This window comes from Acuticoccus kandeliae (genome assembly GCF_003073115.1).
In genome coordinates, this window is the sequence record NZ_QBBV01000002.1 from 652,694 (window position 1) to 666,045 (window position 13,352).

At 71.1% G+C, this 13,352-nt stretch carries 13 protein-coding genes; 2 read left to right on the forward strand and 11 right to left on the reverse strand.

Annotated elements, in window-relative coordinates:
• The first annotated feature begins 18 nt into the window (after window positions 1-18).
• The gene (locus DBV35_RS15660) at window positions 19-936 is read left to right on the forward strand and encodes a LysR family transcriptional regulator (protein WP_108661246.1); all 918 of its coding nucleotides are present in this window, start codon (window positions 19-21) and stop codon (window positions 934-936) included.
• 28 nt (window positions 937-964) lie between these two features.
• Here the strand turns inward: DBV35_RS15660 and DBV35_RS15665 are convergent, their stop codons facing one another.
• From DBV35_RS15665 to DBV35_RS15705, 9 genes are all read right to left on the reverse strand, one after another.
• The gene (locus DBV35_RS15665) at window positions 965-2,521 is read right to left on the reverse strand and encodes an acyl-CoA carboxylase subunit beta (protein ID WP_108661247.1); all 1,557 of its coding nucleotides are present in this window, start codon (window positions 2,519-2,521) and stop codon (window positions 965-967) included.
• The gene (locus tag DBV35_RS15670; protein ID WP_205648698.1) at window positions 2,514-2,987 is read right to left on the reverse strand and encodes a MaoC family dehydratase; all 474 of its coding nucleotides are present in this window, start codon (window positions 2,985-2,987) and stop codon (window positions 2,514-2,516) included. The genes DBV35_RS15665 and DBV35_RS15670 overlap by 8 nt, the downstream gene beginning before the upstream one ends.
• Entirely contained in the window at window positions 2,984-3,889 is a 906-nt protein-coding gene (locus tag DBV35_RS15675) for an SDR family NAD(P)-dependent oxidoreductase (protein WP_108661248.1), read from the reverse strand. The genes DBV35_RS15670 and DBV35_RS15675 overlap by 4 nt, the downstream gene beginning before the upstream one ends.
• A complete protein-coding gene (locus DBV35_RS15680; protein ID WP_170134955.1) occupies window positions 3,886-4,275 on the reverse strand; it encodes a Zn-ribbon domain-containing OB-fold protein in 390 nt (129 codons plus the stop codon). The genes DBV35_RS15675 and DBV35_RS15680 overlap by 4 nt, the downstream gene beginning before the upstream one ends.
• Entirely contained in the window at window positions 4,275-5,408 is a 1,134-nt protein-coding gene (locus DBV35_RS15685; protein ID WP_157961783.1) for a thiolase C-terminal domain-containing protein, read from the reverse strand. The genes DBV35_RS15680 and DBV35_RS15685 overlap by 1 nt, the downstream gene beginning before the upstream one ends.
• The gene (locus tag DBV35_RS31395) at window positions 5,405-7,312 is read right to left on the reverse strand and encodes an ATP-binding cassette domain-containing protein (RefSeq protein ID WP_108661251.1); all 1,908 of its coding nucleotides are present in this window, start codon (window positions 7,310-7,312) and stop codon (window positions 5,405-5,407) included. Before DBV35_RS31395 ends, DBV35_RS15685 begins: the two co-directional genes overlap by 4 nt.
• The gene (locus DBV35_RS15695; protein WP_108661252.1) at window positions 7,309-8,166 is read right to left on the reverse strand and encodes an ABC transporter permease; all 858 of its coding nucleotides are present in this window, start codon (window positions 8,164-8,166) and stop codon (window positions 7,309-7,311) included. Before DBV35_RS15695 ends, DBV35_RS31395 begins: the two co-directional genes overlap by 4 nt.
• Window positions 8,163-10,196 carry an acetate--CoA ligase family protein gene (locus DBV35_RS15700; RefSeq protein WP_170134956.1) on the reverse strand — a complete coding sequence of 678 codons (2,034 nt, stop codon included), beginning with the start codon at window positions 10,194-10,196 and terminating at the stop codon, window positions 8,163-8,165. The genes DBV35_RS15695 and DBV35_RS15700 overlap by 4 nt, the downstream gene beginning before the upstream one ends.
• A 92-nt stretch (window positions 10,197-10,288) precedes the next feature.
• A complete protein-coding gene (locus tag DBV35_RS15705) occupies window positions 10,289-11,368 on the reverse strand; it encodes an ABC transporter substrate-binding protein (RefSeq protein ID WP_157961784.1) in 1,080 nt (359 codons plus the stop codon).
• A gap of 143 nt (window positions 11,369-11,511) precedes the next feature.
• Here DBV35_RS15705 and DBV35_RS15710 point away from each other — a divergent pair, with 143 nt between their 5' ends.
• Window positions 11,512-12,375, forward strand: coding sequence for a LysR substrate-binding domain-containing protein (locus DBV35_RS15710; protein ID WP_108661255.1), 864 nt, complete (start codon window positions 11,512-11,514; stop codon window positions 12,373-12,375).
• Between the two features lie 19 nt (window positions 12,376-12,394).
• Here DBV35_RS15710 and DBV35_RS30270 read toward each other — a convergent pair whose 3' ends face one another.
• Both DBV35_RS30270 and DBV35_RS15715 read right to left on the reverse strand, forming a co-directional pair.
• Window positions 12,395-12,625 carry a hypothetical protein gene (locus DBV35_RS30270; protein ID WP_157961785.1) on the reverse strand — a complete coding sequence of 77 codons (231 nt, stop codon included), beginning with the start codon at window positions 12,623-12,625 and terminating at the stop codon, window positions 12,395-12,397.
• A gap of 284 nt (window positions 12,626-12,909) precedes the next feature.
• Window positions 12,910-13,335, reverse strand: coding sequence for a GNAT family N-acetyltransferase (locus DBV35_RS15715; RefSeq protein WP_108661256.1), 426 nt, complete (start codon window positions 13,333-13,335; stop codon window positions 12,910-12,912).
• Window positions 13,336-13,352 lie beyond the last annotated feature (17 nt).

The following is a 13,352-nucleotide window of genomic DNA, read 5'->3' on the forward strand; positions in this document are numbered from 1 at the left end:
CTCCCCGATTATGCCGGTATGCGCATAAATTTCGACTTCGCGGATCTCGAAGCCTTCCTGGTGCTGTTCGAAACCGGCTCGTTCGTCGCGGCCGCGCGCCATCTCGGCACATCCCAGTCGGCGCTGACCCGCCGCATCCGCCGCTTGGAGGACGGGCTCGGCGCGCCGCTCTTCGAGCGGACGACGCGCTCGGTCCGGCCGACGCTCGCGGCAAAGCGCCTGCGCGTGCGCGCCCAGGCGATGATCGACGACGCGCGCGAGACCGTGCGCGAGATGCAGGACGAGACGGCGCGCTTCGACTACCAGAACGCCGCGATCGTGACCCTCGCGACGGTGCCGAGCGCCATTCCGCGCCTCGTCATCCCCGCCGTCGCCCTCTTCGCGGCGGGCCCGTCGCGCGCCCGCATCCGCTTTCTCGACATGCTGGCGAACGAGGTGGCCGAGGCGGTCGCGGAGGGGAAGGCCGATTTCGGCCTCTCATCCCTCCCCGATCTCGACGCGCGGATCGCGTTCGACCCGCTCCTCGACGATCGCGTGGTCCTCGCGACGCCGCGCGACCACCCCCTCGCGCGCGAAGGGATTGTGCGGTGGGACGCGCTAGCCGGCCACCGGATCATCCTTCCGATGCAGGGGAGTGGCAACCGCGCCCTCATCGACCGCGCGCTCGCCCGGAGCCCGCTCGCCCTCTTCTGGTCCTACGAGGTGCCGCGCACCTCGACGGCGCTGGGCCTCGTGCGCGCCGGCCTCGGCGTCGCCCCGGTCCCCCTCTCCGCCGTCCCGATCGGGGAGGAAAGCCTTGCAACCTGCGAGCTCGCCGACCCGGCGATCTCCCGCCAGATCGGCCTCATCACCCGCCAGAAGGCGAGCCTCTCCCCGACCGCGGAGGCCCTGCGGGCCACCATCGTCGCCGAGGCCGCCCGCCGCCGCGGGGCTTGAGGCCGCCCCACCCTCAGTGCCGACGCACCTACCAGCAGGTCGGCCAGTGGCGGAGCGGGCTTCCCCCGGTCGGGCGCGGGACGGTCGAGAGGCGCTCCAGCTGGTCGAGGAGGACGGCGCGCGTCTCGTCCGGGTGGATGATCTCGTCGAGGGCCATCGTGCGGGCGATCGCGTAGGGGTCGGTGTCGCGGCCGTAGTAGGCGGCGAGCTCGGCGCGGCGGGTGCGGCGCTCGGTCGGGCCGAGGGCGGCGAGCTCGTCCCCGTGCATCGCGTTGGCGGCGACGTGCGGATCCATGAAGCCGATCTCGCTCGCCGGCCATGCGGCGAAGAAGTCCACGCCCGTCCCCGTCCCGCCGAGGCTCGTGAAGGCAAGCCCGAAGCTCTTGCGCACGATGAGGCTGAGGCGCGGGCCGGTGAACTGCATCAGCGCCTGGAGGAACATCACCGTCTTCGACTGGACGCGCCGCCGCTCATACTCCTCGCCCACATAGAAGCCCGGCGTGTCGTGGATGAGGATCACCGGCAGGCCGAACGAATCGGCAAGGCACAGGAGGCTCGTCGCCTTGTCGCACGCGTCCGGCTCCAGCGCCCCGGCGCCGTGGAGCGGGTTGGAGGCGATCACCGCGACCGGCCGCCCGCCGAGCCGGGCGAACGCGGTGATGACGCTCGGCCCGAAGCGCGGCTTCAGCTCGAAGAGGCTCTGCGAATCGACGAGCGCGCCGAGGAGGAGATGCATGTCGTAGGGCGCGTAGCGGTCGGCCGGCACGATCTGGCTCGGCTTCAGCCGCGCGCGCGGCGCGACCGCGTCGACGCGCGGCGGCGGCTCGTCGGCGTTCTGCGGCAGGTAGGAGAGGAAGGCGCGCACGAGCGCGAAGGCGTCCGCCTCGCTCTCCGCCTCGCGGTCGATCTGGCCGGTGACGGTCGCGTGCAGCTCCGTCCCGCCGAGCGCGTCGAGCGTCGTGCGCTCGCCCGTCGCCATCTCGATGACGCGCGGCGAGACGACGGCGAGCGTCGTCCCCTTCACCTGCACCACGAAATCGCTCATCGCGGCGACGAAGGTGGAGCCGCCGAAGGACGGGCCGGTGATGACGGTCGCGAGCGGGATCGCGCGGGCACGGCGGGTCCACTCGACCGCCTCGTCGGAGATGAGGCTCATCCCGTCGCTCCCGAGCGAATCGGGCAGGCGCGAGCCGCGCGTCTCGCCGAGATAGACGAGCGGATGGCCCGCCCGCAGCGCCTGGCGATAGATCCGGTCCGCCTTGCGGTTGCTGGTGGGCGTCGCCGACGCCCCCTTCACGGTCGCGTCGTCCGCGATCACGCCCGCCGCGCGCCCGGCGATGGTGCCGAAGCCGGTGATGCGGCCGTCGCCCGGCGTCGTCGCGCGGTCCTCCGGCGCCTCCGCCGTCGTGAAGGTGCCCATCTCGCGGAAGGAGCCCTCGTCGAGTAGCATGTCGATCCGCTCGCGCGCGGTGAAGAGGCCCTGAGCGTGGAGCTTCTCGATCCGCTGCTTGCCGCCCATCGTCTCGCGGATGTCGCGCCGGCGCGCCTCGAAGGCGGCGAGCGGGTCGGGCTTCTCCTCAGCCATCGTGCCCCTCCGCGACAACGAGGAGGAGGGTCTCGCCGACGACGGCGGCGCGGGGGCTGTTTTCAAGGTGCATCGTGAAATCGAGGGTGAGGAGCGTCCCCTGCGCGCGCGGCTCCGCGGCCGTCAGCGTCGCCTCCAGGCGGACGCGCGCGCCGGAGGGAACCGGGGCCGGGAAGCGCACGCGGTTGGTGCCGTAATTCACCAGGAAGGCAGCGTCGGTGAGGCGGAAGGCCCTGGCGCAGAGCGGGGCGACGAGCGACAGGGTGAGGAAGCCGTGCGCGATCGTCGTCCCGAACGGGCCGGCGCGGGAGGCCTCCGGGTCGACGTGGATCGCGGCATGGTCGCCGGTCGCGTCGGCGAAGCGGTCGATGTCGGCCTGGGTGATCGTGTGCCACGGGCTCTCGCCGAGACGGGTGCCGACGAGACCCGGGAGCTCGGCAAGACGGATCTCGCGCGGCCCGCTCACTCCGCCTCTCCGTGGAGGGCGAGGAACTTGTCCCACTCGGCCGCCATGTCGGGCGGGACCATGAAGCCGTCGAGCGCCATGATCTCGTCCATCCGTCCCGCGATCTCGCCGGCCGAGAGCGGCGCGCCCGCGCGGAAGATGCCGGGGGTGAGGCCGACGAAGATCCGCGCCACCTGCCCGCCGCCGACGGAGAAGGTCTCCCCCGTCACCCCGCACGCCTCGGAGGCGAGGTGGACGACGAGCGGCGAGACATAGTCCGGCCCGAAGAGGCGCGCCTTGTCGCCGAAGCCCGCCTCCGTCATCCGCGTCGTCGCGCACGGCGAGATCGCGTTGACGAGGACGCCCTTCGCCCGCCCTTCGATCGCGAGCACCTTGGTGAGGCCCACGAGCCCGGCTTTCGCCGCCCCGTAATTCGCCTGGCCGAAATTGCCGAAGAGACCGGCGGCCGAGCTCGTCATGACGATCCGCCCATAGCCCGCATCGCGCATCGCGCGGAAGGCGGGGAGCGTCACGTTGAAGGCGCCGTGGAGGTGGACCGCGAGCACCGCCTCCACCTCCTCGGGCGACATCCGGTGGGCGCTGCGATCGCGCAGGATGCCGGCATTGTTGACGAGGATGTCGAGGCGGCCGAACGCCTCGAGCGCGGTGGCGACGAGCGCCTCGCCGCCCGCGGCGGTGGAAATGTCGGAGCGGTCGGCGATCGCGCGCCCACCCATCGCCTCGATCTCGGCGACGACGGTGTCGGCGGGCGTCGCGCCGCCCTCGCTGCCGTCGAGCGCGACGCCGAGATCGTTGACGACGACCGCCGCACCCTCGGCGGCCAGCGCCAGCGCGTGGCTGCGCCCGAGGCCCCGCCCGCCGCCGGTGACGACGGCGACGCGGCCGGTGAGAAGGTCTGTCATCGCGTGTCCTCGCTCGCCGGGACGAAGCCCGGCAGGATGGTGTCGCCGCTGCGGAACGGCGCGAAGGTCAGCGCATCGCCCACCGCGAGCGGCCCCGCATGGGTGATGAGGGCGAGCATCTGGTGGCCGACCGCCGGAAAGGAGACGAGCCCCAGCGTGTACGGCGATGGGAGCGCCGGCTGGTCGTGCGGCGCGTGGGCGACGGTGGTGAAGCTCTCGAGCCGCGCCGTTGCGGGAAGGTCGAACCACGCCCCCTCCTCGCTGCCGCACCGGCACACGAGGCGCGGCGTGCGCTGGACGGTGCCGCACGCGGCGCAGCGCCGGGCGATGAGGCGGCCGTCGGCCAGCGCGTCCCAGAAAGGCTGGGTTTCGGGCGTCGCTTCCATCATGGCCTCGTCAAGATGCAGGTGGCGGCGGACGACAGGAAGTCGCCGACCGCGTGGGCGAGCGAGACCTCGCACTCCACCTGCCGCTCACCGGCCTCGCCGCGAAGCTGCGTCACGCACTCGATGAGGGTGAAGATGCCGTACATGCCCGTATGGGCGAAGGCGAGGCCGCCGCCATTGGTGTTCACCGGGAGCGCGCCGCCCGGCCCGGTGTCGGTCGCAAAGCGATGTGTGGCGCCGCCGCGCGGGGCGAGGCCGAGATCCTCCATCGCGAGGACCGGGGTGATGGTGAAGCTGTCGTAGAGCATCGCGTGGTCGATGTCGGCGGGGCCGAGACCCGCCATCCGGTAGGCGCGCGCCCCCGAATGCACCGCCGGGGTGCGGGTGAGATCCTCCATCCCCGCGATCGAGAAATGGCCCTGGCTCGACCCGACGCCCGCGACGCGGATCGGGGCGCGCGTGTCCGCCGCCTCGTCCGAGCGCATCAGCACGACCGCCCCGCCCCCGTCGGAGATGAGGCAGCAATCGAGGAGGTTCAGCGGCGAGGCGATGGGGCGCGAGGCGCGCACCTCCTCGACGCTGACGGGATCGCGGAAGCGGGCGAGCGGGTTCTTCGCGGACCAGCGGCGCGCGGCGACCGCGACCTCCGCGAGCGCCTCCGGCCCGAGCCCGTAATCGGCGAGATAGCGCTGCGCCGCGAGCGCGTGGGCGGGGATGAAGCCACCCCCGACGGCAAGGTCGAACTGGTTGAGGGGCGTGCGCCGGTCCGGCCAGATCGGCAGGTGCCGCCGCCGGTCGGTGTAGGCCATCGCGCCGTGCGCGATGAGGGCGACGCGGCAGAGCCCCGCCTCAAGCGCCGCGAGCGCGTGCTCGACGAAGGCGACCCAGGTCGACCCGCCGACGCACGTGCCATCGATATAGCCAAGCTCGGCAAGGCCGAGATAGTCGGCGATGTCGTAGGTGGAGGTCTCGCCGAAGCCGCAGCCGAAGAGGCCGTCGACGTCGGCGAGCGTCAGCCCAGCATCGGCGAGCGCGCGGTGGGCGGCGCGGGCGGTGAGCGCCAGCGCCGAGGGCGCCTCGACCTTGGGCGTGCCGATCTCCGACAGCGCCGCGCCGACGATCGCCACACTCATTCCCTTCCCTCCATGACATGGGCGGCGGCGGGGTCGATCCCGACCCGCACGCTTTCGCCGGGCGCCGGCAGCACGAAGCCCGGCCGCGTCGGCGCGGTCAGCGTCAGCGGGCCGGCGACGGTCGCGACCGTGACGCGGCCGACGCTCCCGGAGAAGCGCGCCTCGGTGACTTGCCCGTCGAGGCCCGGCCCCTCCCCACCCAGGCTCAGCGCCTCGGCGCGGATGCAGAGGGTCGCGGGTCCCGCGGCGACGCCGGGCGCGGGCGCCCTGAGGTCCGCCCCGTCGGCGCGGAAGAGGCCGTCCGCGACGCGGCCCCCAATGAGGTTCGCCTCGCCGAAGAAGCGGGCGACGAACGGGTTCGCGGGCCGGGCATAGACGTCGGCCGGGGTGCCGACCTGCTGGAGGCGGCCCCGGTTCATCACCGCGATCCGGTCGGAGAGGTTCAGCGCCTCCTCCTGGTCGTGGGTGACGTAGATCGTGGTGTGGCCGACGGCGCGCTGCAGCTCGCGCAGCTCCGCCTGCATTTCGAGCCGCAGCGCCCGGTCGAGCGCGGAGAGCGGCTCGTCCATCAGAAGCGCGGCGGGACGGAAGACGATCGCCCGCGCGAAGGCGACGCGCTGCTGCTGCCCGCCCGACAGCTCCGAGATGCGCCGCGCGCCGAAGCCGGTGAGCCGCACCTGCGCGAGTGCCGCCTCGACGCGCGCCCCGATCTCGGTCCGCGCGACGCCCCGCGCGGCGAGCGGAAAGGCGATATTCTCCGCGACGGTGAGATGCGGAAAGAGCGCGTAGCTCTGGAAGACGACGCCGATATCGCGCCGGTGGGGCGGCAGCGGCGCGACGTCCTTCCCGGCAACCAGGAGCCGGCCCGAATCCGGCGCCGTGAAGCCCGCGACCAGCATCAGGAGTGTCGTCTTGCCCGACCCGCTCGGGCCGAGGATCGTCAGGAACTCGCCCGCGTCGACCGAGAGGTTGAAGTCGTCCACCGCCGCCACCTCGCGATAGCGCTTGGTGAGGCCGTCGAAGACGATCGGCACGCCGTGCGTCTCGGCGGGGGCCGTGACGGGGGCGGCGCGCGGCGTCGGGATATCGGATGATGATGCCATCGACAGGACGGTAGACTCCCGGCGGTAGAACTCGAAGGTCAGCGTGGCGAGGATCGCGAGGGCGAGCTGGAGCGTCGCGATCGCGGTCAGCGTGTTGTCGAGCCCGCCCATCGCGACGCCCTCCCACATCCGCCGCGGCAGCGTTTCGAGGCGCGGGCCGGAGAGGAACTGGGCGACGATCACCTCGTCGAAGGAGGTGATGAAGGCGAGCGCGAAGCCCGACAGCATCGCGATGCGAAGCTGCGGCAGCACCACGCGCCACAGGATGCGCCACTCCCCGGCCCCCAGCGAGGCGGCCGCCCGCTCCATCAGCGGGTCGGACGAGGCAAGGCGCGCGAGGACGGGCAGCACCACCACGGGCAGGCCGAGCACCATGTGCGCGAGCGGCAGCGACACGAAGCGGCCGATGAGGCCGATATCGGCGAAGTAGACGTAGAAGCCGACCGCGATGACCATCAGCGGCACGATCATCGGCGCGACGAACATCACCCGCACGAGGCGGGCAAGGCGCGGCGAGAGGCGGCTTATGCCGATCGCGGCGAAGGTGCCGACGAGCGTCGCCGCCGCCGCCGAGACGAACGCGACGCCGAGCGAGAGGAGGAAGGCGTCGCGCCAGCGCGGCTCGGCGAGCGCCTGGAACCAGCGGAAGGAGTAGGCGGCCGGCGGCAGGCTGAGCGCCCGCCCGTCGCTGAAGGCGAGCGGCACCATGACGAGGACGGGCGCGGCGAGGAAAAGCGCCACGAGGACGCCGAGACCGGCGAGCACCACGCGCCCGCGGCGCCCGAGGAGCGCGTCGTTCATGGCTCGCGCCCCGCGAAGAGGCGGTCGACCCCCGACAGGCGCTCATAGAGGAGGAGCGCACCGAGGCTGACCACGAGGAGCGCCACCGACGTCGCCGCCGCGAGCGGCAGGTTCACGAGGACCTGCACCTGGTTGCGGATCGCCATCGCGATCGTCGTCGCGCGCCCGCCGCCGAGGATCGCGGGCGTCACGAAATAGCCGACCGCCATGGTGAAGACGAGGATCGAGCCGGCCGCGAGGCCCGGCAGGGTGAGCGGCAGCACGATCTTGGCGAAGGTGCGCGCTGGCGAGGCGCCGAGGCTGAGCGCGGCGCGCACCAGCCGCGGGTCGAGCGCGCGAATCGACGGGATCAGCGCCACCACCATGAAGGGCAGGAGGAGGTGGACCATGCCGATCACGACGCCAAGCTCGTTGTAGACGAGCGAGAGCGGCTTCCCGGAGAGGCCGCTGCCGACGATGAGCTGATTGATCGGCCCGTTGCGCTGCAGGAGCACGACCCATCCGAACGTGCGGGTGAGGATGCTGAGCCAGAGCGATAGCACCACGAAGGCGACCGTCCAGCGCGCGAAGACGCCGCCAACCACCGCGATGAGGTAGGCGATCGGATAGCCGATCAGCAGGCAGACGAGCGTGATCGTCAGCGACAGGCGGACGGTGAAGAGGGAGAGGCGCGCATAGAGCGGCTTGCCGAGTTCGGCATAGTTCGCGAGCGTCGGCCCCGCCTCGCCCGAGAAGGAGAGGACGAGGAGCGTGAGGAGCGGCCCGATGAAGAGGCCGAGGATCGCGACGAGCGGCACGGCGAGGATCAGGTTGCGCGTGCGGCGCCGCTCCTTCGCCCATGCGCCCGCGCTCATCCCTCCGCCTCCACGATCTTGGCGTCGAGGACGACCGCCTCCCCGCCGACGATCCGCACCGGGTTGAGGTCGACCGCGACCGATGCGGACGCCGCGACGGCGTGCGAGAGGCGGCTCGCGAGCCGCGCGAGGGGGCCGATGTCGACCGGCGCCGCGCCGCGAAACCCCGCGAGGAGGCGTCCGGCGGCGAGACCGCCGAGCGCCGCCGCGACCGCCTCGGGCGACGCGGGTGCGGGCAGCACCGCCACGTCGTGGACGAGTTCGGCGAGGATCCCGCCCGACCCGACCACCACGACCGGCCCGAAGGAGGGATCGGTCCGCGCGCCGATGAAGATCTCGACGCCCTCCCCGATCGTCTCGGCGACGAGGATGCCGGTCGCGCCGGGAAGCGCGAGGAGACGGCACGCGGCGGCCCGCGCCCCGGCGGCATCGGCGATGCCGAGCACCACGCCGCCGATCTCGGTCTTGTGGAGGATCGCCGGCGACAGGACCTTCATGACGACCGGGAAGCCGATCGCCTCGGCCGCCTCCGCCGCCTCGCCCGCGCCGTGGCAGACGCGGTGGCGCGGCACCCGCGCGCCGAGATCGGCGAGCCAGGCATAGGCGTCCGCCTCGGTGCCGGCCGCGGGCGCGGGGGCGGGCTCGGGCGCGACGCTGTCCGCGGCGGCCGCGGCGCGGGCGATGGCGCCCCAGGCGCGGAACGTCGCCGCGAGCGAGGTGAGGCGCGGCACGCCCGCCTCGCGCAAGGACGCGGCGATCTCGGGATCGTCGTCGGCGACGGCGGTCGCCACCATCACGACGGGGCGCGGATCCTTCGCGGCGAGCGCCACAGCACGCGCCGCGATCCCGCGTCCCATCGAGATATAGGAGGTCGGCGGGTCGCGCGGGGTGTCGACGGCGAGGAGGATCGCGTCGGGCTCGGGCCATGCGGCGAAGGCGTCCGCCGCGCGGCCGACCGCCTCGACTACATCGTCATTCACCCAGGAATCCAGCGGGTTCACGACGCCGCGCCGGGCGCCGAGCGTCGCCTCGATCGCCGCGTGGCGGGCGGCGTCGGGGACGGCGAAGGCGAGCCCGTTCGCAGCCGCCATGTCTTCCAGAAGCCCCACATGGCCGCCCGAGAGCGTCGCCGCCGCGAAAGTGCGGCCGAGCGGGCGGTCGGTGGCGAGAAGCTCTGCGGCGGCGAACATCTCGTCGAGATCCTCCACGATCGCCGCCCCCGCCCCCTCCATCACCGCACGCACGACGGCGTGGTCGTTTGCCATCGCGCTCGAATGGGAGCGCGCGGCATCGATCGCAGCGGGGGAGCGGCCGGTCTTGCACAGCACCACCGGCACCCCGCCGGCGACAGACCGGCGCACGGCCGCTGCGAGCGCCCGGCCATCCGCGATGCCCTCCGCGAAGATCGCGATCGCCCGCGTCACCCCGTCGGTGCGCAGGAAGTCGACGGCGTCGGCGATCGTCACCCCCGCCTCGTTGCCGACGGAGATCATGGCGCTGAGGGCGAGCGTCCCGGTGTGGTTGATCCCCGCAACCCCGACCGACCCGCTCTGCGTGACGAGGCCGATCGTGCCGGCGGCGGGCGGGCGGTTCACGATGTCGATATAGAGCGCGCGGCGATAGGCGGGGGCGAGATAGCCCATCACGTTGGGACCGAGGAGCGGGATCCCGGCGTCTCGCGCGATCGACGCGATCTCGGCCTGCCGCTCCGGCCCGCCGGGGTCGACGGCGGAGAAGCCGTCGGCGAAGACCACGGCGCTCCGCGCGCCCGCAGCGACCGCCTCGCGCAGCGCGTCGGCGACGCGGTCGGCCCGCAGCGCGATCGCCGCGACATCCACCGGCGCACCCGCCGCCGCGAGCGTCGGATGACAGGGCCGCCCGGCGATCTCGCTGCGGCGCGGATTGACGAGGACGATCTCCCCGTCGAAGCCCATGGTGGTGAGGTTGGCGAGGATGTCGGCGGGCGTGCCCGTCGGGCTCGCGCCCACGATGGCGACACGCGCGGGGCGCAGAAGCGGGGTGAGGTTCACGAACGGCCTGCTCGCCCAAGAAGTCCGGGACAAGGTGAGGCACCGCGTCGCCGCGGTGCCGGAAACAAGGCGGCGCGCGGCCGCCGGGCGGCTCAGCGGTTGGAGTACCACTCGAGCCAGCGCTCGTTCACGGCGTCGAGATTCTCGGCCCACCACTCGCCGGAGACGGCGACCTGGTTTTCCAGATTCTGCGGCGCGGTCGGGAGCCCGGCGAGCACTTCCTCGCTGAGGCCCTCATAGGACTTCTTGTTCGGGCCGCCATAGCCGAACGCCTCGGCGAACGCCGCCTCGCCCTCGGGCTGCGAGGTCCAGGCGATCAGCTTCATCGCGTTCTCGGCGTTGGGCGCCCCGGCGGGTACGACCCAATAGCCCTGCTCCCAGGCGCCGTCATTGAAGGTGAAGTCGACGGCGAACCCGTCCTTCTTCGCGGCATGCGCGCGCCCGTTGCTGGTCAGCATCATGTCGACCTCGCCGTTCTGCAGGAGAACGTCGGCCTGGCCGAGATTTTCATACCAGACGTCGATGTCGTCGGCGATCTCGTCGAGTTTGGCGAAGGCGCGGTCGAGGTCGATCGGATAGATCTCGCCCGCCGGCACGCCGTCGGCGAGGAGCGCGGCTTCGAGGAGCGGCTTCGGCTGGGCGTAGAGGGCGCGGCGGCCGGGGAATTTCTCGGTGTCCCAGAAATCGGCCCACGATTGCGGCGCGCCGTTCGGGAACTCGGCGTCGGTGTTCCAGGCGAGCACCCAGCCGAAGGAGATCGACGGGAAGCCGAACTCCTTCAGATTGTCGGTGATGAGGTCGGCCTCGGGCGTCACCGAATAGACGAGGTCGTAGTCGATCGGGGCGAGCGCGCCGTCGGCCTTCGCGATCTCCATCATCTGCGCCTCGGCGTCGACGACGTCCCACTCCACGTTGCCGCTCTCGTGCATGAGCTTGAGCTTTGCGGCGTCCGGCGTGCCGGTGGTGACGACCTCGATGCCGGTCGCCTCGGTGAAGGGGGCGAAGAACGCCGCGACCTGCGCGTCCGTATAGGAGCCGCCCCAGGTCGACACGACGACGGAGCCCGAGCCCTTCAGCGCGTCGGTCGACTGGGCAAGCGCGCCGGAACTGGCGAGAAGAACGGCCGCGAGGCCCACGCCGGCAAGGCGCGAAGAGGCAAGGACGTCGGTCATGGCGGGTCTCATCTGCCTAATTTATGGTCGCATTTTAACCGTGCGGCATATTCAGGCATTGCTTTTCATTCAACACAAACGAAAACTTCTCAGCGGTCGTGTGAGCAGAATTCACGAGGAGGCCGGTCGTGCGGGTGCCGCCCATGAACACCCTGCGCGCGCTCGACGGGATCGCCCGTCACGGCAGCATGTCGCGCGCCGCGCGCGAACTGCACGTGACGCCGAGCGCGATCAGCCACGCCATTCGCGCGCTGGAGGACGAGCTCGGCTTCCCGCTGATCGTGCGCGGCGGGCGCAGCGCCGTCCTGACGCGCGCCGGCCTCGTCTACGCGCAGGAGGTGCGCAAGGCGCTCTCCATCCTCGCCGACGCGCACTCGGCCGCCTTCGACGCGCGCCTCGAGGGCCACTTCACCGTCTCATGCACCCCCGGCCTCGCGACCTTCTGGCTGATGGGTCATATCGGCGAGTTTCGCGACCTCTTCCCGCGCGTCGGGCTGCGCATCGTCTCCTCGGAGGCGTTCGAGACGCTGTCCGATCCGGACGTGGACCTTTTCGTCGCCTTCGGCAGCGGCACGTGGCGCGGCTACACGAGCGAGCTTCTGACGCCGCTGAACCTTGCCCCCTATTGCAGCCCCGCCCTCCTCAACGCGATGGGGGGCGTCGCGGAGGCGGCCGATCTCGTGCGCTTCCCGCTCCTGCACCTGCGCGACCATCATGACTGGACGCGCTGGCTCTCGGCCGCCTCCGTCAACAACCTCGCGGCCGAGACCGGCATCGTCATGTCCAACATGTATCTCGTCCTGACGGCGGCGCTTCAGGGGCTGGGCGTCGCGATCGGCGACAACATCGCCTGCCGCACGGCGCTCGCCGACGGCCGGCTCGTGCGCCCCGTGCCCCTCTCCATCACGTCGACCGAGGCGTATTATTTCGTCTCGGAGCCCGCCAAGCACGACCTTCCGATCGCGCGCGCCTTCCGCGACTGGATGCGCAGCCGGATCATGGATTGAAGCGCCTCTCGACGGCTCGCTAGGATATCGGCTGCTGTCGTCGCAGGCCCGCCTCGATGTCCCGCCTATAAGTGTCGAAGGCCGCCCCGACCTGGGCCGGATCGGCCCCCTTGAAGCGTTTAAGCACTTCTTCTTTCGCAGCGAGGCCAGCCGTGCGTGCTTCCATAGGATTTTTTGCCGCCATGGAGGCCTTCTGAGCGGCTGTTTCAGCCATGCAGAGCACCATTCCATTCAACGTAATCTTGTGCATTTTTCCTAGCTCCTAATCTATGACTCAGACCTTTCTGACCGAACGGGACAACAATTCACCATTGCGACATCTCAATAGGAGATCGCCCCTCCAAGATCTTGCAACATTGGGACCAAATCTAGACGAATTCGAGAAACGTCACGATTTCCGGGCGATTCTTGGAAAAAATTGGTCTCGAAATGCGCGAAAACGGCCAATCGCCGCCGCACGGGAATCGAGCGGGTCAAGCTCCGCGGAGCCGTCTCATTGATGTCGAACGGAATTTCTCGCGCGACAGACAGTCGTCAGACGTCGAGACGCTTCTTCATATGATAGAGTTTGGAGCCGATTGGCCGATCTTCCAGAACACCGAAGACCTCGTAGCCGAGACGTTCGTAGAATTCCCTCGCAAAGAAGGTCTTAAGAAAGGCGATCACGGCCCCTCTCTCCCGCGCGACGCGTTCCACTTCCAGCAAAAGCTGCGTGCCGAGCCCTTTGTCTCGCTGATCCGGTGCGACCCAGAGGAGTGCGATCTCCAGCCCGTCCCAATAGAGCTTCGCCTCGATGCCGGCGCACACGCTCCCGTCCGCCCGCCGCGCGAAGGCCGCCAGCGGCTGGTCCTCCGTCTCGGACGGGATGCTGGGGAAGACGGAGAGTTCATATTCTCGAAATCCGTCACGCAGCGCCCGGCAGTCCTCGGCGCGCGGGTCGAGCGTGACATCGATTTTCATTATTAAGATTTATTTCC